The organism is Vibrio sp. 2132-1, from assembly GCF_033344315.1.
In genome coordinates this window covers 48,444-70,223 of the sequence record NZ_JAWPON010000014.1, presented here as the reverse complement: position 1 = coordinate 70,223, position 21,780 = coordinate 48,444, and the positions used below count along the sequence as shown (strand labels likewise).

Sequence of the window (21,780 nt, the reverse complement as noted above, 5' to 3'; positions counted from 1 at the left end):
GCGGATTGTATCACACAAGATCTGTAACAAGATAACCGAAAGCTCATTCAATTTTTTCGAACATGTTCAGCGAATCGCTAGGCTTTTGAACTCACTTACGTTGCTTATAATGGCTCCCATAGTCGAAAGCACTTATTTAAGGAATAACCATTATGTCTCGTGTACTAGCTCTAAAATCAAGCATCCTTGGCGATTACTCTCAATCAAACAAATTGGTTGAAGACTTCATCAAAAATGTAGACCAAGACAAGCTTACTGTTCGTGATTTGGCTGCAAACCCGCTACCTGTTTTGGACTTCGCCGTTGCGACTGCACTGCGCGCTACGGAAGATCTTTCACAAGAACAGCAAGCGGTGGTCGACTTGTCTGACACCCTTATTGAAGAAGTAAAGGCCGCAGACACTTTGGTTATTGCCGCTCCAATGTACAACTTCACCATCCCGACTCAGCTTAAAAACTGGATTGATTTGATTGCTCGTGCAGGCGTGACATTCAAATACACAGAAAACGGCGTTCAAGGTTTGATTGAAGGTAAAAAGGCGATTGTAGTAACGACTCGTGGTGGTATTCATAAAGATTCACCAACTGACAACGTTACGCCATACCTACGCACTGTGCTGGGTTTTGTAGGAATCACTGATGTGGAATTTGTTTACGCCGAAGCGCTAAACATGGGTGAAGATGCGGCTGCAAAAGGCATTTCAGAAGCGCAAAGCCAACTTGCAACAATGGCGTAAGTTAGAATAAACCAGAATACAAAAGGGATTGGTTCGCGCCAATCCCTTTTTGGATCCTGATGCCTTGATCGTATTTATCGGGTCTCTTACATCGTCAAAAACGATTCACTTTCTCCAAGTTGCGTATTGCATCGAGGTAGACTTTTTCTAAAGACCGCTCAGCTTCGCTTATCATATTCTCGATCATCGCATTAAACGCGACATCGCTACGGATTTCTATATTGTCTCCCGCCTTAACGTCAAGAGAGTTGACGTACAACACCAACCATTCATCTCCCTCCAAATGCCCTTCTCCGTGAATGGCAAAAAATCGTTTAGCAAATTCATAGTTAGTACAATTTATCGCTTCAATTTGAATATTAAATGAGGAGTCGATACTCATGGTGCTTATGCCATCCGATTCATCAGATGCATCACAAACAGCCTTAACTCTGGCACGATATACGAAATTTCTCGTTGAAAGCAGCATAGTATTATTCATCTTTACTCATAATGGGCGATAAATAAGTCAGTTGCAAATCCGACCTATATGCATCTCGCGATGCGCTAAAACTCGAACTGGAAATAAATAGTATTGTAGTTGCTCCCACCTTTAATTCGCCCAAACTGGGAAGCGCTTTCAAAAATTGCCGAGCGGTGATGCAATGAATAGCCCACCCACATATTGTTCCAGCTCTTTTGGTTGAAGAGATCGCCTACATTGACATCAAACGAGAAATCTAGGTAGTTGAGCAACTTGCTTGGTGTATAACCCTTGTCTTCCATTTCTGTGCCTTCAATATAGGTAATGCTATCAATGTATGACACACCTTCCGCTACACCAAATCGCCAAGTCGTAGGCCAATTAACCGTATAATAAGCCTTAATCGCCATGACGTATTCTGTGCTCGCAGACTGAACACTGGACGACCAGTGATGAACCAACCCTGGCGTTAAATAAATATCAAGAGGAAAACCAAACAGCTCATCCGTTAATGGATGCCCATAAAACAATGAAGTAAGTTGATTGTCGTATGGGTCTTTTTCTCTCTCAAAGCTAAATATTTCACCGATGTTCGAAGGCGTCGCCCAACCATGCGCAATACGTAGATATGCTTTATTGCTCAGTGTCGGTTTCGGAGCTTTGCTTTTATCGTTGAAAAAGCCAAAACCGACAAACACTTCTCCCTGATATCGATCTTCTACAAGCTGACTGTTGTAGGCGTTATCATCTAAGCGAGTAACACTCGTCTCACCCAATAAATACAAATTTGAAGTTACATGGTAACGCGCTTTAATACCAAGATTGGTGTCAAGCCCAGCTCCAATTCTCTCGCCAGTACTATCCTTAAAGGAATAATATTCACTATTGAAGTCAGCGTCTTTGTATCGAATCGTAATCGATGGCTCTAATTCCCAATCCCCAAATACATAATTGGCAGCAAGGCGGTAATTAGAGTGAAACTGGAGTTCGTCGTCCGCCATCAACTCTACTTCTGCGCGCCAATTGTCGTTAATGCTATAACGCACTTGCCCACCGAAATCGACTCTGTCCCCTTCATTAGCATTTTGTAGTGACATGGGAATATCGACAAATCTCAATCGCATGAGTGCGCTCGCACGCCAGTCAGAATCACTCTCGTTATACAAAAAAGCGCCACCTTCAATGCCATTGATATACACATGTTCGTTTTCAAAGAACATCATTGGTACAAATGTACTCACCGTAGAGTCATTATCGGCGGTATAAAACGGAATCGATGCTGTGCGATACATCGCAGCAATCCCCCACGTTTGTTCTTCTGAACCATGCGCAGAAGAAACTGCCGCAGCTAAAGGTAAAGCGAGTGTTGTTAGAATTAATCTCTTCATGAGTTCGAAAAATGTTGGTTGAGAAGCAGGCAAACATCAATGATTTGCCATTAAAAGCTTATGTTCTGCTGATGATAGCCGTTACAATGGCAAATGTTGTCATCCTCGTGACAGTTTGAGTCCCAAGATCATATTAATATTGCACGACTAGGTGAGCTTGTTTGCGAATATTTTACCATCACAACAAGCGCTTAAACTCTAGCTTAGTTCTAAATCAAACATAATGAAGTAAAAAGTGAAAGCATCAGAACTCATCTCTACCTTGAATCATTTACCCGCAGATACAGACCCAGACATTGTGATGGGAGAAGCATGGCTGCCAGAGAGGTTGATAGGGACTCAACTCGATGGTGACATGTTGTTTTTGCACTTTGATAATGCACCAGAAGATGGTCAAGGTGACGAAGAAGGGCGTGGCTTCGTCGAACACGAAATCGACCTAATTAGAACTCGGCTTCAGCAAATTTTGGATGAAGACAGTGATAACGCGTCAAAAGCCGATGCGATGCTTGGTTTGTTCCTTATGGGACATGAACTTAGTAGCTCGCAAGTTATCGAAATATTAGAAGAAGAAGCTGACACATAAGGAGCCGTTTTGCCAGCATTGATGAACACGACTGAAATTTCTTCACTTCCTCTTGTCGTTGCAGGTCCGATCCTACGTAAAGTGACCGCAACTGAAATCAATATTTGGCTAGTCACCACCCAACGCTTGGAGGGTATGGTGCAAATTACGGATGAAAATGCCTCCATCCTTTATCAAGCCCCTTTAAGTGAACAAAAAGAACAGCTTCAAATCGGCCTCAATGCGTGGTGTTGCTTACTTAAATTAGAAGGCGAGTTTCCAACCCATCAAGCGTTACGCTATCAAATAAAAACGCAATATGGATTAGTGACGGAACTGCTCCCTCACCTGACTTATGAGCGAGATAATACGCCAAACTTGGGTATTGAGTTCCTCGTTAGTGAAAAAGCGGATTATCTCCTACATGGCTCTTGCCGTAATCCCCATCACTTCAGTGATGATACATTGGTCGCTGCGGATCATAAAATCGCGTCTCAATCCATTGAAGAGAGACCGGATATGCTCATCATGAGTGGTGATCAAATCTATGCAGACCATGTTGCAGGCCCCACTCTCGATGCCATTGAGCAAGTCATAGCTTTATTGGGTTTGCCAGGCGAAGAATTCGATCAAGCTCCGATAAAAAATACCAATGAGCTCTACCAACACCCTGCTTGCTATTATGGTCGAGATAAATTGTTGCCTCATTATGTGAGTGATGACAGTTTACTAAGTAAGTTTTTTCCACACCGAGGGACACCAATATTCAGCGCCAAAGAGTGTGAGAATCACCTAATAAGCTTTGCTGAGTGCTTTGCAATGTACTTATTGGTTTGGTCTCCGACCTTGTGGAAGCTTGTTCGAACGGATCGTTTATTAGAAAACGAATTTACTGTCGGCGGAGAAGTTCTTGAACCCAAATGGCAGCAGCAATGGCGCGAAGAAAAAAAACAAATTGATAAATTCGTCGCAGGTCTGGACAAGGTTCAACGCTTACTCGCTCACATTCCAACCTATATGATTTTTGATGATCACGATGTCACCGACGATTGGAATCTCACCATAGGCTGGGAACAAGCCGCATACAGCAACACGTTTGCAAAACGCATTATCGGTAATAGCTTGATTGCTTACTGGGTTTGCCAAGGTTGGGGAAATGCGCCAGAAAAATTCAATGATGAATTTATGAGCCTCGCTCAACGCTTTATCGATGAGCGAACCTCGCAAACCCAAGATGCATTTATTCAATATTTGTATCGCTTTGAGAATTGGCACTACACCATTCCTACGACACCAAAAGTTGTCGTGCTAGATACACGAACCAGACGCTGGCGTTCTGAGTCTAAAATGAACAAACCTTCTGGCTTAATGGACTGGGAAGCGATGATTGAGTTCCACCAAGAACTCGTGCACCAAGACAAAGTTGTTATTGTTTCTGCCGCGCCAATGTTTGGTGTGAAATTTATCGAAGCACTACAACGTGTGGTGACCATGCTTGGTAAACCATTGATGGTTGATGCTGAAAACTGGATGGCTCACCCCGGAAGTGCGAATACTCTTATTAGTATTTTCACACACACAAAGACACCAACTAACTTTGTTATTCTCTCTGGCGACGTACACTACTCTTTTGCATACGATATTAAGCTCCGCTATCGAAAAAACAGTCCGAATATCTATCAAATCACCTGTAGTGGAATTAAAAATCAGTTCCCTACACAACTGCTCAATATTTGTGATGGCCTAGATAGACTGCTATACAGCCCTCGCTCACCTTTAAACTGGTTCACAAAACGTAAACGACTCAAGATTTACAAACGCGCACCAAGTACGCACAACTTTTATCGCTTGGTTAACCATAGTGCCATTGGTGAGCTACGCCTTGATGATGAAGGCAAACCAAGTCAAATTAGTATTCTGACGAGTGATGGTGACGAAGTTCATTTTCCACCGACACGTGCTGAAAGCTGAGTATCAATCCCAAAATGACTTGCCCTTTGTAAGAGGCAAGTCACCTTGAACTAACTCAGGAGTTTAGTTTTTTTGGGGAGAAAGTGGCCGTTCTTAAATGTCAACGGCGTGCTAAATTTGGTATCGCACCTTGAGATCTTCCGTATTTATTACCATGTTAACCAAATAAACAATAGCTCGGTGTTCATTATGTTTAATTCTCTCACATCATTATTTAAACAACTCATTGATGGCTCTGATTTAAGCCAAACCAACACACTTTCCCCTAACATGGCTATCGCGTGTTTGCTTTGTGAAGTTTCTGGCGCAGACCATAGTGTCGATGATAGAGAACAAGAAACAAAGCGCTCTTTATTGATGAAACTGCTTTCGTTAAATGAAGAAGAATCAAATACTTTGTTAGAGCAAGCGCAACAGAAAATAAAAGATTCCGCTTCGCTGTACGACTTTACCTCTCAACTAAGAGAACTGACTCAAGAAACTCGTTACAACTTAATCAAAAGCATGTGGGAAGTCGCTTACGCAGACGGCGAAATTGACCCGCTAGAAGACGCGGTGATCCGTAAAACAGCAGAGCTACTCTATGTTGATCACAGCGAGTTCATTCGAGCGAAGTTACAGTCTCAGTAAAGTGACGAGATGAGTATATAAGTCGCTGGCTAACTCTAAGCTACCCCTAGAATGACAACAGATATCGCTTCTGTAGCCATAAAAAAACGCGCACTCTGCGCGTTTTTCAATAAGCCAACGACATTGTTATTAAAATACTGGTCAAGGTATGTGTTTAGCTCTTTCCACACTAAACAGACTGCATGACAAAACAACAATGGTTGGATGATTATTTAATTACAAGCTAGCTAGGTTCGAATAACTAAAACATGGTCAAAGCAAGCTTAGCTAAGTTGTATGCATCTACATAGCCAGAGTGTTGACGCCCTTCCCAGTCTATTCCTTTTGCTTCTTGAGCGGCTCGATGGCCTATACGTCTATCTTTAAGACGATTTTGAATACGGTAGAGTGTCGCTAAGTTGATGAACTCTGTGAACGGTGCTTCAATACCTTTTTGCTTACACTCTTCTAGAAGAATGAGGTCATCTCGCCCCCAAGATGCAAAGATTTTGTTGCGACCACCGAAGTTCTTAACCATGGATTTAAGCACTTCTTCTAGTGGGCGTCCTTGTTTTTCAATCTTACGTGGTGTGATGCCCGTTAACTCAGCGCAAAACAGAGACACTTCATCGTGTTCTGGTTTCACGTAGTATTGAGCACGCTTGACTATCTCACCTTTAGACAAATCTATTTCAGCTAACCCCACTTCGATAATTTCACCCGTGCTGCCGACGCCATTTTCGTTCCAGCAACACATTTCTAAATCGAAGCATACAATACGGTTATGGTTCATAGTTTGCCTTGGTTCCTAACATAAAAATTTAAAGCGTGCGATTCTATCGTAACACGGCGTAAAACTCGAATTTGTGCGCCCATTTAATCGCCGATCGACACATTATTACGGCCGTTTTTTTTACTCAAATAGAGTTGACTGTCCATTTTGTGATACAAGCTCTCAGGATCTTCTTCTTTATGGATAACCGCACCGATACTCAACGTACAGATGATTGACGCATCACCATAATCAAAAGCCGTACTTGCCACAACACTCCGTAACTTTTCTAGGTAAGCTTCTAGCACCGCTCTATCAATGACTTTAGAAATAATACAAAACTCGTCACCACCAGCGCGGTAAAACTTATCTCCCGGTTTTAAATTAGCACTGACCAGCTTAGTGACATGTTGCAACGCTTCATCTCCACCTAAATGGCCGTGTTTGTCATTAATCACTTTGAAGTGGTCGATATCAAAACCAACCAAGGCGAAGTTAACACCTTTGTTTATCTGATTAAGCAAGTGATCGTTGAATGCTCGGCGATTCAGTAGTTGAGTTAGAGGGTCTCGCTCTGCCATTCTTTTTAATTCAACGGTTTTGAGCTCCAACATGACCGCTAAGCGCTCTTTTTCTCGAGACTGTAAATTCACAATCCAACTGATCAAAAAGGCGATTACCAATCCGGCTAGCGTCGTGCCCGCTAAAATAGAACGCTCCCAAGCTGAGACTGCGTCAGAAAGTTTAAAGTCAATACGCCATTCACGGTTAGGCAGTTGAATGGTTCGGCTTATAACGGTTCCTCGAATGTTATCCCAGCTAGCACTTTGAAAGAGAACAGGGTCATCTGCTGCGTCGAATCCCAAGTCTTCTACGCGCACCGACATATCGAGCTCCGTCGCGGTTTTCGTAATCAAATCCTCAAAATAGACCGTACTTCGGATAACGCCGGTCACTACTCCTAATAAATATTTGTTCTCGAAGTCGAACACTGGATGGAACACCAGCAACCCAGTCTTAGGTATGGACTTGTCATAACCATCTTGCAGTAAGCGAACTTTATCCGAGACATTCGCTCGCCCATTTTCGGAAATATCATCCAAGATTAAATCGAAGCGTTTGCGCGAAAAATAGAAACCCAATAGAGAAAGGTTTTCCGGTGTTCTTGGGTAGATATCCGACGCGATAAAAATTGGCTCATTGTGTTCAAAAATGTACCCGTAGGTTTTGGGACCATCTTTAGGAACGGTAAACGGTTGGAAGTTTGGAAATTTTTGACGGGTCTTTAAAATATGTTCATCAAGATCTTCAAATTCGACCTTTTGCATCCATTGAAGTCCAATGAGACTTCGCGAGCTGTTAATCACTTGTTCCGCATACATCGGAAACGATGGCCAATAGCTTCGCTCAATCGAATGGAAAAAGTTTGCGCCCGCACCAATGAACTTTAGATCATTCTCGACGTTTGCTTTAAGTGATTCTGCTTGTCGGTCGGCTAAAGTATCAAACGTCGTCTGTGTATACCGTTGCTGCATTGTATAAGCAGCACCTACTACACCAGCTGTGACACATAAAGTCGCCAAAAAAGCTAAAATAGAGTCTGAATGTCGTTTTATAAAGCTCTTATGAGCGGTGCTTTGTGTCATATCGTAATTTTTGATACTTCCGTAAGTTAAACTTCGGGATCTATTGAAATACTGCGTTAGCAATGCACAAACATCAAGCAACAACCTATATTGGGGAGTCTGATCGTCGATTTTTCACGCTGTTCGTACGGTATAGTCACGAATTATTACAGCCTTAAGCCTTGAATATGCTACCATCCGTCATCATTTTAATGTCTAAACTTGGTGCAAGATCGCAAAGACGATCGTTTTAGTGAACAAATATGAGCCAATACTGAGCACCAATAAATCAATAGAAAGAGAAAAAACGTCATGAACATTGATTTGAACCTAATTCCTCAAACGTTCGATATGCTTCACGCTGGCCTAACCGCATCGAGCGTTTTGCTTCTTCTAGTTGCAGTGTCGCGCAAATCAAAAGTGGTCGAGAAAGTGGTAGAAAAACCAGTCGAGAAAATCGTCGAGGTTGAGAAACCAGTTGAGAAGATCGTTGAAGTAGAAAAAGTAGTGGAAGTAGAGAAAGTCGTTGAAAAAGTGGTGGAAGTTGAATCAAAACTTGCAACCGCGTCAACGGACTCTGCAATGCAGCTGCTTTCTATCATGCAACAAGAAGCTCGCCTGATTGACTTCCTAAAAGAAGACCTAACGTCATTCTCTGATGAAGAAGTAGGCGCAGCCGCTCGCGTAATCCACACTGGCGGTCAGAAAGTACTGAACGACTACGTGACGCTAGCGCATGTTCGTAACGAAGACGAAGAAACTCGCATTACGGTTGAAGAAGGCTTCAACCCACAAGAAATCCGCCTAACTGGCAACGTAACAGGCAGCGCGCCATTCAACGGCACGCTAGTTCACAAAGGCTGGAAAGCAACATCAATGACGTTGCCTAAACTGGCTGAGAACTACGATGCTTCTGTGATCGCTCCAGCTGAGGTTGAGCTGTAATGGAACACATGAACCAAGAAAACCATTCTCAAGAAGCGTCTGTTGAAACTCAACAGACACCTAAATTCAGTGTTGGTATCGACTTAGGTACAACACACTGTGTCATGTCTTTTGTTGATACACACAACGAAGACGCTCGCGTTGAAGTGATGCCAATCCCGCAGTTGACTGCGCCGGGTACGGTAGAGACTCGTAGCCAATTAGGCTCTTTCCTTTACCAGCCGCACGAGCACGAAATGAACCCGCAATCACGCGTTCTTCCGTGGTCGAGCGAGCCAAAAGCTCTAGTTGGTGCAATTGCACGTAACCTAGGTTCAAAAACACCGATTCGCCTTGTTGCAAGTGCGAAATCTTGGCTTTGCCACGCAGGTGTGAATCGTCGTGATGCTTTCCTACCAGCAGGTAGCCCAGAAGAAGTGGAAAAAGTATCCCCTCTTCGTGCGACAGAGCTTTACCTAGAGCACCTAAAAGATGCTTGGAATCACACCAATCCAAATCACAACCTTGCCGATCAAGACGTGACTATCACGGTACCTGCTTCTTTTGATCCTGCTGCTCGCGATCTAACTGCAGAAGCAGCACGCAACGTTGGTTTTGTGCACCTAACGCTTCTAGAAGAGCCACAAGCTGCACTTTACAACTGGATCGATAACAGCAACGACAAATGGCGCGACGAAGTTGAAGTTGGCGACATCGTACTTGTGGTCGATATCGGTGGTGGTACAACCGACCTTTCTTTGGTTGAAGTAACTGAAGACGACGGCAACCTAACTCTAAACCGTATCGCGGTAGGTGAACACATCCTACTTGGCGGTGACAACATGGACCTTGCACTTGCGTACCGCTTGAAGATGAAGCTAGCGCAAGAAGGCAAAGAGCTACAACCATGGCAGGTTCAGGCAATGACACACGCATGTCGTGACGCAAAAGAAGCGCTATTGAACGACAGCGAACTTCAGTCAGTGCCAATCGTAGTACCAAGCCGTGGTTCTAAACTGCTTGGCGCAACGCTGAAAACAGAACTGACTCAAGAAGAAGTACAACAAACACTGGTTGACGGCTTCTTCCCTCAAGTTGCGATTACTGACCACCCTGTTCAACGTAACCGTGGTGCACTAACGCAAATGGGTCTGCCTTACGCACAAGATGCAGGCATCACTCGTCACATTGCTGCATTCTTGTCTAAGCAAGCTAATGCCCTTTCTGCTTCAGGAAATGGCGCAGAAGCAGCAGCTCAAGATTTCAATCCATTCGCTAACATGCCTGGTATGCCAGGTGCGGATGCAGCGCAATCAGCTGACTTCATCAAGCCAACGGCAATCCTATTCAACGGTGGTGTTCTGAAATCGAAACTTCTAGCAACTCGTCTAGAAGACACGATCAACGAATGGTTAATTGAAGCAGATGCAGAAATGGCGAAGCGCCTAACAGGTGTGGATCTAGACCTTGCGGTTGCTAGCGGTGCGGCTTACTACGGCTCTGTACGTCGTGGTCAAGGCGTTCGTATCCGTGGTGGTATTGCTTCGGCGTACTACGTGGGTATCGAAAGTGCGATGCCTGCGATTCCTGGCATGGCGCCTCCAATGGAAGCACTTTGCGTTGCACCATTTGGTATGGAAGAAGGTTCCAGCGTTGACGTACCAAGCCAAGAGTTTGGTTTGATCATCGGTCAGCCGGTTAACTTCCAATTCTTTGGCTCAACGGTTCGTCGTGATGACCTAGCAGGTACTCACCTAGACTACTGGGCACCAGAAGAGCTTGAAGAGCTACCAGAAATTCAAGTAACGCTGCCTGTATCTGAAGGTCGTCGTGAAGGTGAAGTGGTTCCGGTAACCCTAGCCTCTCGCGTAACAGAGCTTGGTACGCTTTACTTAGAAGCCATTGCCGCTGATAACGGTCAAAAATGGCATGTTGAGTTCGATGTGCGCGAAGACGCGAAAAGCAACTCAAACGAAGAAGAATAAATAGAAATCAAACGGCATCCAATCGGGTGCCGTTTTTAAATACACGAAGGTTTGTATGGCATCTCCTCGTTTTCTTGTTGGTATTGACCTTGGCACCACAAACACTGTGGTGGCGTATTGTGAAATCACCGACAACCTTGAACAATCCGAAGTATCCCTATTCGACATCGACCAATTAATTGGTCCGGGTGAAGTGGTTCGTAAACCATTACTGCCCTCTTTCCGCTATCACCCTGCGGTTGGTCAAATCTCCCCTTCTGACCTAACACTCCCTTGGGAAAACGAACCTGTCTCTGGCGACATTAGTAATGTGATCGTGGGTGAATGGGCTCGTGAATTAGGCGCTAAGGTGGAAGGACGTCAGGTATCCAGTGCTAAAAGCTGGCTATCGCACCAAGCAGTGGATCGTAGTTCAGACATTCTTCCTTGGGCTGGTGCGCAAGACGTAGATAAAGTCTCACCCGTTATTGCCAGCGCAAGCTACCTCAACCACATTCGCCAAGCATGGAACTACCGTCATCCTAGCAATAAGTTAGAAGACCAAGATGTGGTTGTGACCGTTCCAGCGTCGTTCGATGAAACCGCTCGTAAGCTCACGCTTCAAGCGGCTGAGCTGGCAGGCTTAAAGAAAATCGTCCTGCTCGAAGAGCCACAAGCCGTATGTTACGACTGGTACGCACGCCACCAGCAAACCGCAGCTGATGAACTCAAAGAGTTACCGCTGATTCTGGTATGTGATGTGGGCGGTGGTACTACCGACTTGAGCTTGATTGAAGCCAGTTTCTCTTCTCAAGATGAACTAGCCCTTGACCGTATTGGTGTTGGCGAGCACTTGATGCTGGGCGGTGACAACCTCGACTTAGCATTAGCACATCTTGCAGAGAGCCGTTTCAATCAAAGTAAGAAGCTCACTGCTGCAAGCCTGACTAAGCTGATTCAGCAAACTCGTAAGGCGAAAGAAAACCTACTTTCAGCAAGTGCACCTGAAGAAGTGAAGATCACCATGCTGGGCAGCGGCTCGAAACTTCTTGGCGGAACAAAGAGTATTGGGCTGAGCAAACAAGAAGTGCACCAAATCGCTTTGGATGGCTTCTTCCCGCTTTCTGATTTCAGTGAAGTACCAGACAAACGTCGCAGCGCGGTTGTCGAGTTTGGTCTTCCCTACGTTGCTGACCCAGCGGTGAGCAAACACGTAGCCGAGTTCTTAACTCAGCACCAACAAGTTGCTCGTGCCGCTCTTAGCATTGAAGACGACAAACAAAATGCAATTCCGGTCGGTTTGCTACTTAACGGTGGTGTGTTCAATAGTGAACTTGTGACTGAGCGAGTCACTACCCTACTGTCCGATTGGCGAGGCGCTCCAGTTACGGTATTAGATAACCCACATCCAGATTGGTCTGTTGCACTAGGTGCTGTTGCGTTTGGTAAAGCACGTCGTGGTGCACAGCTAAAAATAGGTGGTGGTGCAGCGCGTTCTTACTTCTTGCACCTTCAAGAGAAGAACAAGATGGGCAAAGCGCTCTGTTTGCTTGCAAAAGGTACAGAAGAAGGACACGAGATCCGCTTAAGTGGTCGTCGTTTCTCGCTTACCCTAGGTGAACCTGTTCGCTTTAACCTGCTGACTTCTACCCACGACACCTTAACCAATAACACCGCTATTCAAAATGGCGTGATGGTGGACGTTGACCCCGACTTATTTGCTCCTCTGCCACCTTATATCACCACTCTTGAAGGTGAAGGCGCCGAACTGCAAGCCAACCAGAAAGAGCGCGTAGAAGTGCAACTGGCGTGTCAGTTGACTGAAGTCGGCACGCTTAAGATGGAATGTGTCAGCGCAGAAGACGACAACAAACGTTGGGAGCTAGAATTCGAAGTTCGTAACAAGCAAACCGACGACAGCGAGCAAGTTAAGCTTCACCCTAAACTGAACGAATGTAAGGAGCTGATCGCTCGCCTTTACAGCGGTAATAAGAAAAGCGCGGAAAGCAAAGAGATCAAAACCTTAGCCAAAGATCTTGAGAAGAAACTGGGCAAACGTGACGAGTGGGATTTCACGACCCTACGTCAACTGTTTGATACCTTTGCACAAGGTCGTAAACGTCGCCGCCGCTCTGAACAACACGAGAAAAACTGGCTTCGTTTGGCGGGCTTTGCATTGCGTCCGGGGTTTGGCGATCCAACCGACTCATGGCGTATTGAGCAAGTTTGGGGTCTCTACCAACAGAACATTCAGTTTAAGAACCATCAAGGTTGGACCGACTGGTGGGTATTCTGGCGTCGTATCGCAGGTGGTTTAAGCCAAGAGCAACAAGAGACTATCTTGGCGGACATCGCGAAATACCTACACCCTGGCGCGATGAAAAACCCACAATCCGCCAAAGCGGCACAAGATATGGGTTACGAGTCGATGGTACGTTTGTCAGCCTCTCTGGAGCATCTAGAAGTCGAAGACAAAGTTCTATTGGCAACGTGGTTCTTGAGCAAAGCCATCAACCATAACCAGTTTGAACAAGCACACTGGTGGGCAATGGGGCGCTTGGCATCACGTACGCCTTTGTATGGCAGTCAGCATAACGTCGTTCCTCGTGAACAAGCGGAACAGTGGTTGCCTAAGCTGTTAGAGCAGAACTGGCAGAAAGAACCAATGATCGCTTTCGCAGCCGTAATGATTTGTCGTAAGACGGGCGACCGACTATTCGATATCTCTGACGACTACCGTGAGCAAGTGCTGGCTAAGTTGAAGCAAAGCAAGGTACCTGAGTCTTGGGTATCACTGGTTGAAGAAGTCAAAGAGTTATCTGAGAGCGAATCGAAGCGTATCTTTGGTGATGCATTACCAAGTGGTCTGACGCTGGTAAATAACTAAGCTCCCAAGTTTATAAACGCAACAAAGCCCTTCTCGTGAAGGGCTTTGTTTTATCTGATTCTACTTGCTGACCAAAGACAACTCGTTAGTTCATTTCCGTATTGATCACCACATCACGCGTTTCATTATCCATATCACTAATGCCGACAACTGAGATTTCACGGTCAGATAAATTCTCAATCATGCTGTCTTCTAACCCACCGTCCGTCATCCACGCATAAAATTTTTCCGCAATACGATCCGAACCTTCCCCGACAAACGTTAATGTGACCTTCTTCATTTGTGACACTCCATCAATTTACGATTCAGCCACTTAAGCGTAGTATGTTTCGCAAATATCGACATAAACTAGGACTAACTTCTTTTATGAGTATCGAAAAATTTGACGCGATTTATCAGCGCGCTTCCGAGCGTAAAGGTGGTGAAGATCAACTTGAAGCGCTTTTATCTCATCCACTAAGCAAAGAAGAGCTGGCAGCGATTCCCGACGACCGTTGGCTAGCCGCTTTTTCAATGAAGGTATTCCAAAGTGGGATTTCGTGGAGCGTGGTTCGCAACAAGTGGCCGAACTTCGAAGAAGTGTTCTTCGGATTTAAGATTGAGCCGCTGTTGATGCTGTCAGACGAGCAATGGGAAACCAAAGCAACCGACAAACGCATCATTCGCCACCTCACTAAAGTCATGTCGATTCCAGCCAACGCTCGTATGATCCACGAAGCAAAAATCGAATACGGTTCGTTTGGTAAAATGGTTGCCGATTGGCCGCAAGAGAAAATCACCGACCTATGGGCGTATTTGAAGAAACGCGGTAATCGCCTAGGCGGAAATACAGGCCCTTACACACTGCGTCAAATGGGCGTTGATACCTTCATCTTGTCTAGCGACGTTGAAGCTTACCTGCGCAATTGCAAGATCATTGAAGGTGGCAAAGATACGAAGAAATCGCTCGATGCTACCAACAAAGCGTTTGTTCAATGGCAACAAGAAAGTGGCAGAAGCCTTTCTGAGATCAGCCAAATCATTGCGTTCAGCACCGGTGATAATCGCTTTTAATCCAGACTGAACACAAAATAAAAACGGCGCACCAAATATTGTATTTAGTGCGCCGTTTTTATGTTCATCGGTTCAAGTACAGACTTACTTTGAAGCTAGTGATTCCCACTCAGTCAGTAGCTGCATAATACGGTGAGAGTCTTCCCATGTTGCACAAGGGTTTTCTAACGAGGTACGCCCTGCTTCAACCGCTTGGCGAATATTGCGCACTTGATAGAAGAAAGCGTCCCCTGCAGCCGGTACAGACACTTCACGCTTCGACGTCTCGTAAATTTCCACACTAAACTGGTTATCTTGCGTTGGTAGCCATGGGTTTGAATCTAACGTAATACAGCCTTTGCTACCCAGGATGGTGAACTGGTGTTTCAATCCATGATCTTCGGCAGTATGTACGCTCACCGTTTGTTGCTCACCAAATTGCATCATCAAACTCGATTCACAGATATTCCCATCGTTACCTTGTCGACCAATCGCTGTCATTGAACGGTTCTCAAAGGTTTGTTCACCCAACATGGTTTTCACCACCAAATGCACCAATGACATTGGGTAGCAACCTAAGTTATACAAAGCACCTTTACTATCTGGATTAACAAACTGCGCAATCGACGCGATATAAGAAGTATGGATCGAGCGAAGCTCACCAATCTCTCCCGATTTCAGCACCGAAACCAACTCGCGGATCAACGGGTGATGTAAATACATTAAGCCTTCAGCAAAGAATACCTTGTGCGCTTCTACTGCTTGAAGTGCCAGCTCGGTTTTTTCCATATCTACCGAAAGTGACTTTTCACACAGGATCGCTTTGCCCTGCTCAGCCGCTTTGACGATAAAGTCATGATGAAGGTGATTTGGCAATGCGATATAAATAATGTCGACTTGCTCATCAGCAATCAACGCATCGTAATCGTTGAACGTATTCTCGATGCCATATTGCTCAGCGAATGCCTGTAAGTTCTGCTCCGAACGCCCAGCAACCGCGTACAGTTCACTCTTGTCATCACCTTGGATTGCTTCAGCCATGACACCGGAGATAAAGCTTGTGCCTAAAATGCCCCATTTCATCTTCACGTCTCCTATTGCGCTTGGGTTTCGAATGCTTGGACTAACTCTGCCATTTCAGCCGCAATGAACGCTTGTGTGTGCGGCATAGCAAAATGCGCTTCAATCGCGGTGCGGCTTTCATATCGCTCCCAAAGAATCACACGCAGTGGGTCTTTCGAATCGTAGGTCGCATTCGCTTGCAAACACCCAGCCTCGCTCTGCATATCAAGGCAAAATTGTTCAATGGCTTCAACCACTTGTTGTCTTGGCTTATCGGCATTCATTTTCAGTTCGGCGGTAACAAAAATCGTCTCGCTCATGATGGCTCTCTTTCTCCATTCTTAATCATACGCCCACTGTAATTAACCTCATTTGATTGATAAACTCTGCTTTAGTTATTTCTTTATCAACTATGAGTGTGCAATGGATAAACTGACAAGCATGAAAGTTTTCGCTTACGTGGTCGAGCACGGCAGCTTTCGTAACGCCGCACACCACTTTGATATTTCACCGACCATGGTTGGCAAGCACGTGAGCTTTCTTGAGCAAAGCTTAGGTACACAGCTAATTCATCGCACCACGCGTAAACAGTCCCTGACCGAAGCTGGCAGGCTCTACTATCAAGAGTGCCACCGCATTATTGAAGATATCACCAACGCAGAGAACCTGATCCAGACGCTGATCAACCGTCCAACCGGAACAGTAAAAGTTAACAGCCCTGTCACGTATGGCAAAAAGGTCATTGCTCCTATCGTGGCTGACTTCTTAGCTGAATTTCCCGATTTGAACGTTGAGCTGATGTTGGATAACAATTTGATTGACCCATATCGAAGCGAAGCTGACGTGATTATTCGAATTGGTGAATTGGTCGATTCCTCGTTAGTCGCGAGAAAATTGGGTGAATACCACATGACTTACTGCGCCTCACCCTCTTACCTTGAGCAACATGCCCCTATCCAATCGCTTGATGACCTTGAACATCATCATTGTTTGGGGTTTCAGTATCACCAAGGAGAAAGCCAACAAGTGGTGAACATGCCATCTAATACCTTTGGAAACAGCAACACCCGATTAACGTCTAACAATGGTGATGTGCTTAAGTTTGCCGCGTTAAAAGGCTCTGGCGTTCTTCTACAACCAAAGATCTTAGTTGAACAGGAAATCCAATCTGGTGCCTTGGTAGAAATTCTCCAGCAACATGCTCCCAAGCCAAAACCGATCCACCTGCTTTACCGTTCAAAACAGCTTTCCCTTAAAAACCGCACCTTGGTTGATTTTGTTCTTTCGCATGTGAATCCGTAACACCACCTCATAAAGCGGCGACAATTTAACCACTCAATCAACTTTTATTGTCGATATGACAAATATTATTTCTTGTTAATTATCTTTATTTTTCATGCCGTTAGTAGAGAACGCTCATTTAGTGAACATCATTTATTGATTCCCATCAATTGCATTGCTCTGACAAAGTGACTAGGATTGCCGCCTTTCCTGAGTGAACTATCAAAATAACATCGAGAAATTTCATCAAATTTCTCTTCAAGTTCGTGCGCAATCACGACATTTGCACTCATTTCAAACTGCATAAGCACATTCCTTTGCTTATGAAAACGACATTGATTTCTCAACACTTTTGGTCACGTATGTGACTTTTTTCGTTGGGAGTGATTTTTCAATCAAGGTTGGTCACAAGGACGCTACCCCTTGACTGCATTTACTGGAGGATAAGATGCCTAAAGGTCTAATGCTGACTGACTTAGCCATTGCTGGCTTGCTATTGATTTTGGCAAAAGTCATTCGCGTTCACACGCCATTACTGCAACGTATGTACATTCCATCGGCGGTTCTCGCGGGATTATTCGGTCTAATTTTTGGACCAGCCCTGCTAGACGTACTGCCTTGGACCGATACCTTTACCGCTAACGCAAGCCTGTTAACTGCTGCACTTTTTTCTGCGTTAGGTCTGGCAACGGATGTTCCATCACCTAAAACCGTCGCACAACGCGCTGGCTCATTGTGGGCATTCAACCAAATCGCTTCTGTTTCTCAGTGGTTGTTTGCGGCAATGTTTGGTCTAGTTCTCACAACCTTCTTCTGGCCAGAGATTAATCCCGGCTTTGGTGTGACAATGTCTGCGGGCTTTATGGGTGGTCACGGGTCTGCCTCTGTTGTTGGTGAAATCTTCACGGGGCTTGGCTGGGAAGATGGCTTCACACTTGGCTTAACGTTCGCAACCGTGGGTATTTTCATTTCAATTTCTGTCGGCATGCTCATGCTGCAATTCGCATTGAAGATGGGTTGGATTCGTAGCTTTACGACATTCGATAGCATGGATGAACACGAACGCAAGGGGCTCGTTAAGCCTGATGATCAAGAGCCGGTAATGAAAGACACCATGTCTTCCCTGTCGGTTGATTCTTTTGCGATTCACGCGGCGTTGGTTGTAGTGGTAACAGCTTTCTCGTATGTAGCGGCTAACTACTTATCTTCTTTCCACGATAAGGTACAAATCCCTACGTTCGTAACTGGCTTCCTTGGCGGCATGCTCGTGCGAATCGTCGCGAAACAAACGAAAGCTTCACGCTATCTTTGTGACGGTGCATTCAAACACGCTGCGGGCATCAGTACCGATTATTTGATTATCTTTGGTATCTCAGCCATCAAGATTACCGTCCTAGCCCAGTATTTAATGCCGATGGTAGTGCTTGCAATCGGCGGTATCGCCTTCACACTATGGCTAATCTTCTGGGTTGCCCCACGTATCATGGGAGAAGATTGGTTCGAGAAAGGCATTTTCTCTTGGGGTTGGTTAACCGGTACGGTTGCCATGGGTATTGCCTTGCTTCGTATTGTTGATCCAAAAATGCGTAGCAAGGTGCTTGATGATTACGCCATCGCTTATGTCCCTGGCTCAATCACTGACATCTTTATCATCTCTTTGATGCCAATCGCGATGTATAACGGCATGCACTGGCAAGCGCTTGGTGTAGGATTAGGTTACATCGCAATTGTCTTATTTATTTGGCGATTCATTTTTAAACGTAACCGCAGTGCTCTGACACACGAATCTTAGTCGCTTTACTCGGGAGGATTTTATCCTCTCGAGTTCATTCCTTGGTTTTTATCAAAATCACTCCTCATCCCGAAAGTAAGCAACTTGTTTTATATTTGAGATTTGCAATCCCGATCTCTTATTATCATTCTTTTTTAATACTTGACCTGAAAGTTTCTATATCAGAATAGCCGCCTATTCGTTTCTAAAACATGGAGAAAGGCTGTGCGTCGCTCTCAAGGATTTACTCTTATTGAACTCATTGTGTGCATCATCATTCTTGGTATTGTAAGCGTCGTTGCATTTCCTAAATTTCTTGGCTTACAAAAAGATGCCAGAGTGGCGGTTCTATATGGAGCCAGAGAAGCACTCATGACCGCCAACAACTTTGTCTACACCAAAGCAGTGATTCAATCTCAAGAGACAGTAGATGGCGGCATACAATATAACATTGATCTAGATAATGACGGCCATAACGACCTAATTGGTTACTTTGGATTTATCAAAAATGTTATTCCAGCAAAAGAGCTAGCAGGCTTTGATCCGCAACTCACTATTAACACTTGGTATGGGGTAGATAGCCCAGACGAGCCCTACTTCCTTATTGGTTTTGCAAACAAGCCTGTTGGTCCAGAACATATGTGTTATGTCGAAGTTTACTACCCAGAAACTCCTGGTGGCCAAGTGAAATACAAAATACAAACTGACGATTGCTAATTCCCATATAGAGTGGCAGTAACACTTTTACTTTTGGTGTCTTCATCGTTATTGCGAGGTAATGGCTCCAAAACCACCATTAACAACTATTTCACATAATGTCGTCGCACAGTTAGCTCATAGAGATAAAACCAGTAATTTGCGCCGACACATGGCTATAATTGAAACAATCTATCGTTTTTAAACCCGCCTATAACTTGTGCTTGTAAACTCATCATTTCGCTCAATAATAGTTCTATAACAAATTCAATAATTTAAAGCGGGAGGCGTAATGAGAATATTCTGGCAGCTACGTTGGTATTTCCAACAAAAGTGGAGGCACTATGTCGGATCCATTCTGCTTTTCGCTGTGATATCAGCACTACAGCTTGTTCCGCCCAAAGCAGTTGGCATCATAGTTGATGGCGTCGTAGACAACACTTTAGATACAAATACGCTGATTCTATGGCTCTCAGGGTTAACTGTACTGATCTTTACTATTTATGGGTGTCGCATCTTATGGCGAATTTGGCTTTTCGGCGCAAGCTGGGAACTCGGGACCATTCTACGTAACCGTCTATATAGGCACTTATCGACACAGCCACCTCGTTTTTTTGAACGTTACAAGACGGGGGATCTGATGGCTCGTGGCACTAATGATGTGCGTAATATCGTTATGACTGCCGGCGAAGGGGTTTTAACCGCCGCAGACTCTTTGATCACTGGTATTGCGGTTTTAATCATTATGGTAACGCAAGTAAGCTGGAAGCTCACCGTAATGGCGCTTCTTCCAATGCCATTTCTTGCCATCATCATCTTCTTTATTGTGCGTATCCTACATCAACGCTTTCGTGTCGCTCAGGAAGCCTTTTCTACCATGTCAGACATGACACAAGAGTCACTTAATGGCGTGCGAATGCTGCGTGCTTTCGGATTAGAAAACCAAGAGCAGCAACGTTTTGAAGAGGTTGTGGATAATACTGGCGAAAAGAACATCGCTGTCGCAAGAGTCGATGCTAGATTTGACCCGGCAATTCAGTTAACCATCGGTCTTTCTTTCCTTCTTAGTGTCGCTGCTGGTGCTTACCTTGTTGATAAAGGTGAGATCACGCTTGGTGATCTGACCGCATTTACGATGTATTTAGGGTTGATGATATGGCCGATGCTGGCATTCGCATTCCTATTTAACATTTTAGAAAGAGGCTCAGCTGCATGGAACCGACTACAAGAGATCTTTGATGAAAAGCCAGAAATTATCAGTGGTAATAAGCCAATAGAAAATAAACCACTTCCGTTAAAAATTGATATCGACGATTTCCACTGGTCTAGTGATTTGCCGCCCGCTTTGACGGAAGTAAACATCGAACTTGAACCCGGAAAAATGTTGGGAGTTGCAGGACCTGTAGGAAGCGGAAAATCGACCCTGTTAACACTACTTTTGCGTCAACATGATTTAGAAAACGGCTCAATTAAATTCGGTGATGTCGAGATCAAGGATGCCCTACTTCCACAGTGGCGAAACCGCTTTGCTGTCGTTAACCAAAGTCCGTTTCTATTCTCCAAATCTATCTTCGACAATATTGCCTTAGGCAACCCTAATGCAGAGAAAGAAGAAGTCTATAGAGCAGCAAAGTTAGCCTGTATACATGACGATATTGAGAAGTTTCCTGAAGGCTACCAAACAGAAGTTGGTGAAAAAGGCATTACACTCTCCGGCGGGCAAAAACAACGTATTGCGATAGCACGCGCTATGCTGCTGAATGCCCAAGTGTTGGTTTTGGACGATGCACTTTCCGCTGTTGATGGACGGACCGAACATCAAATCCTTAAGAATTTGGAAACACACTACCGTGATCAAGCCCTAATCGTTATTGCACACCGCCTCACCGCATTGGAAGCAGCAGACGAGATCATTGTCTTGAATCACGGCCACATTACTGAACGTGGGCAACATAGCGCTTTATTAGCGCATCAGGGATGGTACGCCGAAATGTTCGAGTACCAAAAACTAGAACAGGCGATGGAGGAATAAT

Annotated in this window: 20 protein-coding genes; 12 read left to right on the top strand and 8 right to left on the bottom strand. The window is 44.8% G+C overall.

Annotated elements, in window-relative coordinates:
* Nucleotides 1–152 precede the first annotated feature (152 nt).
* Entirely contained in the window at nt 153–737 is a 585-nt protein-coding gene (locus R8N47_RS16405; RefSeq protein ID WP_005377667.1) for an FMN-dependent NADH-azoreductase, read from the top strand.
* Nucleotides 738–831: 94 nt separating this feature from the next.
* On the opposite strand, the gene R8N47_RS16400 is transcribed toward R8N47_RS16405, so the two are convergent.
* Together R8N47_RS16400 and R8N47_RS16395 are read right to left on the bottom strand one after the other, a co-directional pair.
* Nucleotides 832–1,218, bottom strand: coding sequence for a hypothetical protein (locus R8N47_RS16400; protein WP_081248157.1), 387 nt, complete (start codon nt 1,216–1,218; stop codon nt 832–834).
* A gap of 65 nt (nt 1,219–1,283) precedes the next feature.
* Nucleotides 1,284–2,588, bottom strand: coding sequence for a MipA/OmpV family protein (locus R8N47_RS16395; protein WP_064353948.1), 1,305 nt, complete (start codon nt 2,586–2,588; stop codon nt 1,284–1,286).
* A 235-nt stretch (nt 2,589–2,823) separates the two neighbouring features.
* Here R8N47_RS16395 and R8N47_RS16390 point away from each other — a divergent pair, with 235 nt between their 5' ends.
* The 3 genes from R8N47_RS16390 (at nt 2,824) to R8N47_RS16380 (ending at nt 5,754) form a co-directional block, all read left to right on the top strand.
* Nucleotides 2,824–3,174 carry a hypothetical protein gene (locus R8N47_RS16390; protein ID WP_005377676.1) on the top strand — a complete coding sequence of 117 codons (351 nt, stop codon included), beginning with the start codon at nt 2,824–2,826 and terminating at the stop codon, nt 3,172–3,174.
* Nucleotides 3,175–3,183: 9 nt separating this feature from the next.
* Nucleotides 3,184–5,124, top strand: coding sequence for an alkaline phosphatase D family protein (locus R8N47_RS16385; RefSeq protein WP_064353898.1), 1,941 nt, complete (start codon nt 3,184–3,186; stop codon nt 5,122–5,124).
* 189 nt (nt 5,125–5,313) lie between these two features.
* Nucleotides 5,314–5,754, top strand: a complete 441-nt coding sequence (locus R8N47_RS16380; RefSeq protein WP_017820644.1) for a TerB family tellurite resistance protein — start codon at nt 5,314–5,316, stop codon at nt 5,752–5,754.
* Nucleotides 5,755–5,995: 241 nt separating this feature from the next.
* Here the strand turns inward: R8N47_RS16380 and R8N47_RS16375 are convergent, their stop codons facing one another.
* Together R8N47_RS16375 and R8N47_RS16370 are read right to left on the bottom strand one after the other, a co-directional pair.
* The gene (locus R8N47_RS16375; RefSeq protein ID WP_033905248.1) at nt 5,996–6,526 is read right to left on the bottom strand and encodes a 3'-5' exonuclease; all 531 of its coding nucleotides are present in this window, start codon (nt 6,524–6,526) and stop codon (nt 5,996–5,998) included.
* Nucleotides 6,527–6,609: 83 nt separating this feature from the next.
* A complete protein-coding gene (locus R8N47_RS16370; RefSeq protein WP_005377686.1) occupies nt 6,610–8,151 on the bottom strand; it encodes a sensor domain-containing diguanylate cyclase in 1,542 nt (513 codons plus the stop codon).
* 291 nt (nt 8,152–8,442) lie between these two features.
* On the opposite strand from R8N47_RS16370, the gene R8N47_RS16365 reads away from it, so the two are divergent.
* The 3 genes from R8N47_RS16365 to R8N47_RS16355 are packed head-to-tail and all read left to right on the top strand — an operon-like array spanning nt 8,443 to nt 13,905.
* A complete protein-coding gene (locus tag R8N47_RS16365; RefSeq protein WP_005389474.1) occupies nt 8,443–9,075 on the top strand; it encodes a DUF2760 domain-containing protein in 633 nt (210 codons plus the stop codon).
* Nucleotides 9,075–11,039 (top strand): Hsp70 family protein, encoded by a 1,965-nt coding sequence (locus R8N47_RS16360; protein ID WP_005442693.1) that lies wholly within the window; start codon nt 9,075–9,077, stop codon nt 11,037–11,039. The genes R8N47_RS16365 and R8N47_RS16360 overlap by 1 nt, the downstream gene beginning before the upstream one ends.
* A 55-nt stretch (nt 11,040–11,094) precedes the next feature.
* Entirely contained in the window at nt 11,095–13,905 is a 2,811-nt protein-coding gene (locus R8N47_RS16355; protein WP_064353897.1) for an Hsp70 family protein, read from the top strand.
* 85 nt (nt 13,906–13,990) lie between these two features.
* Here R8N47_RS16355 and R8N47_RS16350 read toward each other — a convergent pair whose 3' ends face one another.
* Entirely contained in the window at nt 13,991–14,185 is a 195-nt protein-coding gene (locus tag R8N47_RS16350) for a hypothetical protein (RefSeq protein ID WP_005377692.1), read from the bottom strand.
* 86 nt (nt 14,186–14,271) lie between these two features.
* Here R8N47_RS16350 and R8N47_RS16345 point away from each other — a divergent pair, with 86 nt between their 5' ends.
* Complete coding sequence (locus R8N47_RS16345) at nt 14,272–14,958, top strand: DNA-3-methyladenine glycosylase I (RefSeq protein WP_064353896.1); 687 nt, start codon at nt 14,272–14,274, stop codon at nt 14,956–14,958.
* Nucleotides 14,959–15,042: 84 nt separating this feature from the next.
* Here R8N47_RS16345 and R8N47_RS16340 read toward each other — a convergent pair whose 3' ends face one another.
* Together R8N47_RS16340 and R8N47_RS16335 are read right to left on the bottom strand one after the other, a co-directional pair.
* Nucleotides 15,043–16,020 carry a Gfo/Idh/MocA family protein gene (locus R8N47_RS16340; RefSeq protein WP_064353895.1) on the bottom strand — a complete coding sequence of 326 codons (978 nt, stop codon included), beginning with the start codon at nt 16,018–16,020 and terminating at the stop codon, nt 15,043–15,045.
* Nucleotides 16,021–16,031: 11 nt separating this feature from the next.
* Nucleotides 16,032–16,319: a putative quinol monooxygenase gene (locus tag R8N47_RS16335; protein ID WP_061008507.1), complete on the bottom strand. Its 288-nt coding sequence runs from the start codon at nt 16,317–16,319 to the stop codon at nt 16,032–16,034.
* Nucleotides 16,320–16,422: 103 nt separating this feature from the next.
* On the opposite strand from R8N47_RS16335, the gene R8N47_RS16330 reads away from it, so the two are divergent.
* The gene (locus tag R8N47_RS16330; protein WP_064353894.1) at nt 16,423–17,301 is read left to right on the top strand and encodes a LysR family transcriptional regulator; all 879 of its coding nucleotides are present in this window, start codon (nt 16,423–16,425) and stop codon (nt 17,299–17,301) included.
* A gap of 128 nt (nt 17,302–17,429) precedes the next feature.
* Here the strand turns inward: R8N47_RS16330 and R8N47_RS16325 are convergent, their stop codons facing one another.
* Complete coding sequence (locus R8N47_RS16325) at nt 17,430–17,585, bottom strand: hypothetical protein (RefSeq protein ID WP_192947914.1); 156 nt, start codon at nt 17,583–17,585, stop codon at nt 17,430–17,432.
* Between the two features lie 143 nt (nt 17,586–17,728).
* Here R8N47_RS16325 and R8N47_RS16320 point away from each other — a divergent pair, with 143 nt between their 5' ends.
* The 3 genes from R8N47_RS16320 (at nt 17,729) to R8N47_RS16310 (ending at nt 21,779) form a co-directional block, all read left to right on the top strand.
* On the top strand, nt 17,729–19,072 hold the full coding sequence (locus R8N47_RS16320; RefSeq protein ID WP_064353893.1) for a sodium/glutamate symporter: 1,344 nt from the start codon (nt 17,729–17,731) through the stop codon (nt 19,070–19,072).
* A 204-nt stretch (nt 19,073–19,276) separates the two neighbouring features.
* Nucleotides 19,277–19,768 (top strand): type II secretion system protein, encoded by a 492-nt coding sequence (locus R8N47_RS16315; RefSeq protein WP_005377704.1) that lies wholly within the window; start codon nt 19,277–19,279, stop codon nt 19,766–19,768.
* 271 nt (nt 19,769–20,039) lie between these two features.
* On the top strand, nt 20,040–21,779 hold the full coding sequence (locus tag R8N47_RS16310; protein WP_064353892.1) for an ABC transporter transmembrane domain-containing protein: 1,740 nt from the start codon (nt 20,040–20,042) through the stop codon (nt 21,777–21,779).
* The last annotated feature ends 1 nt before the right edge of the window (nt 21,780 follow it).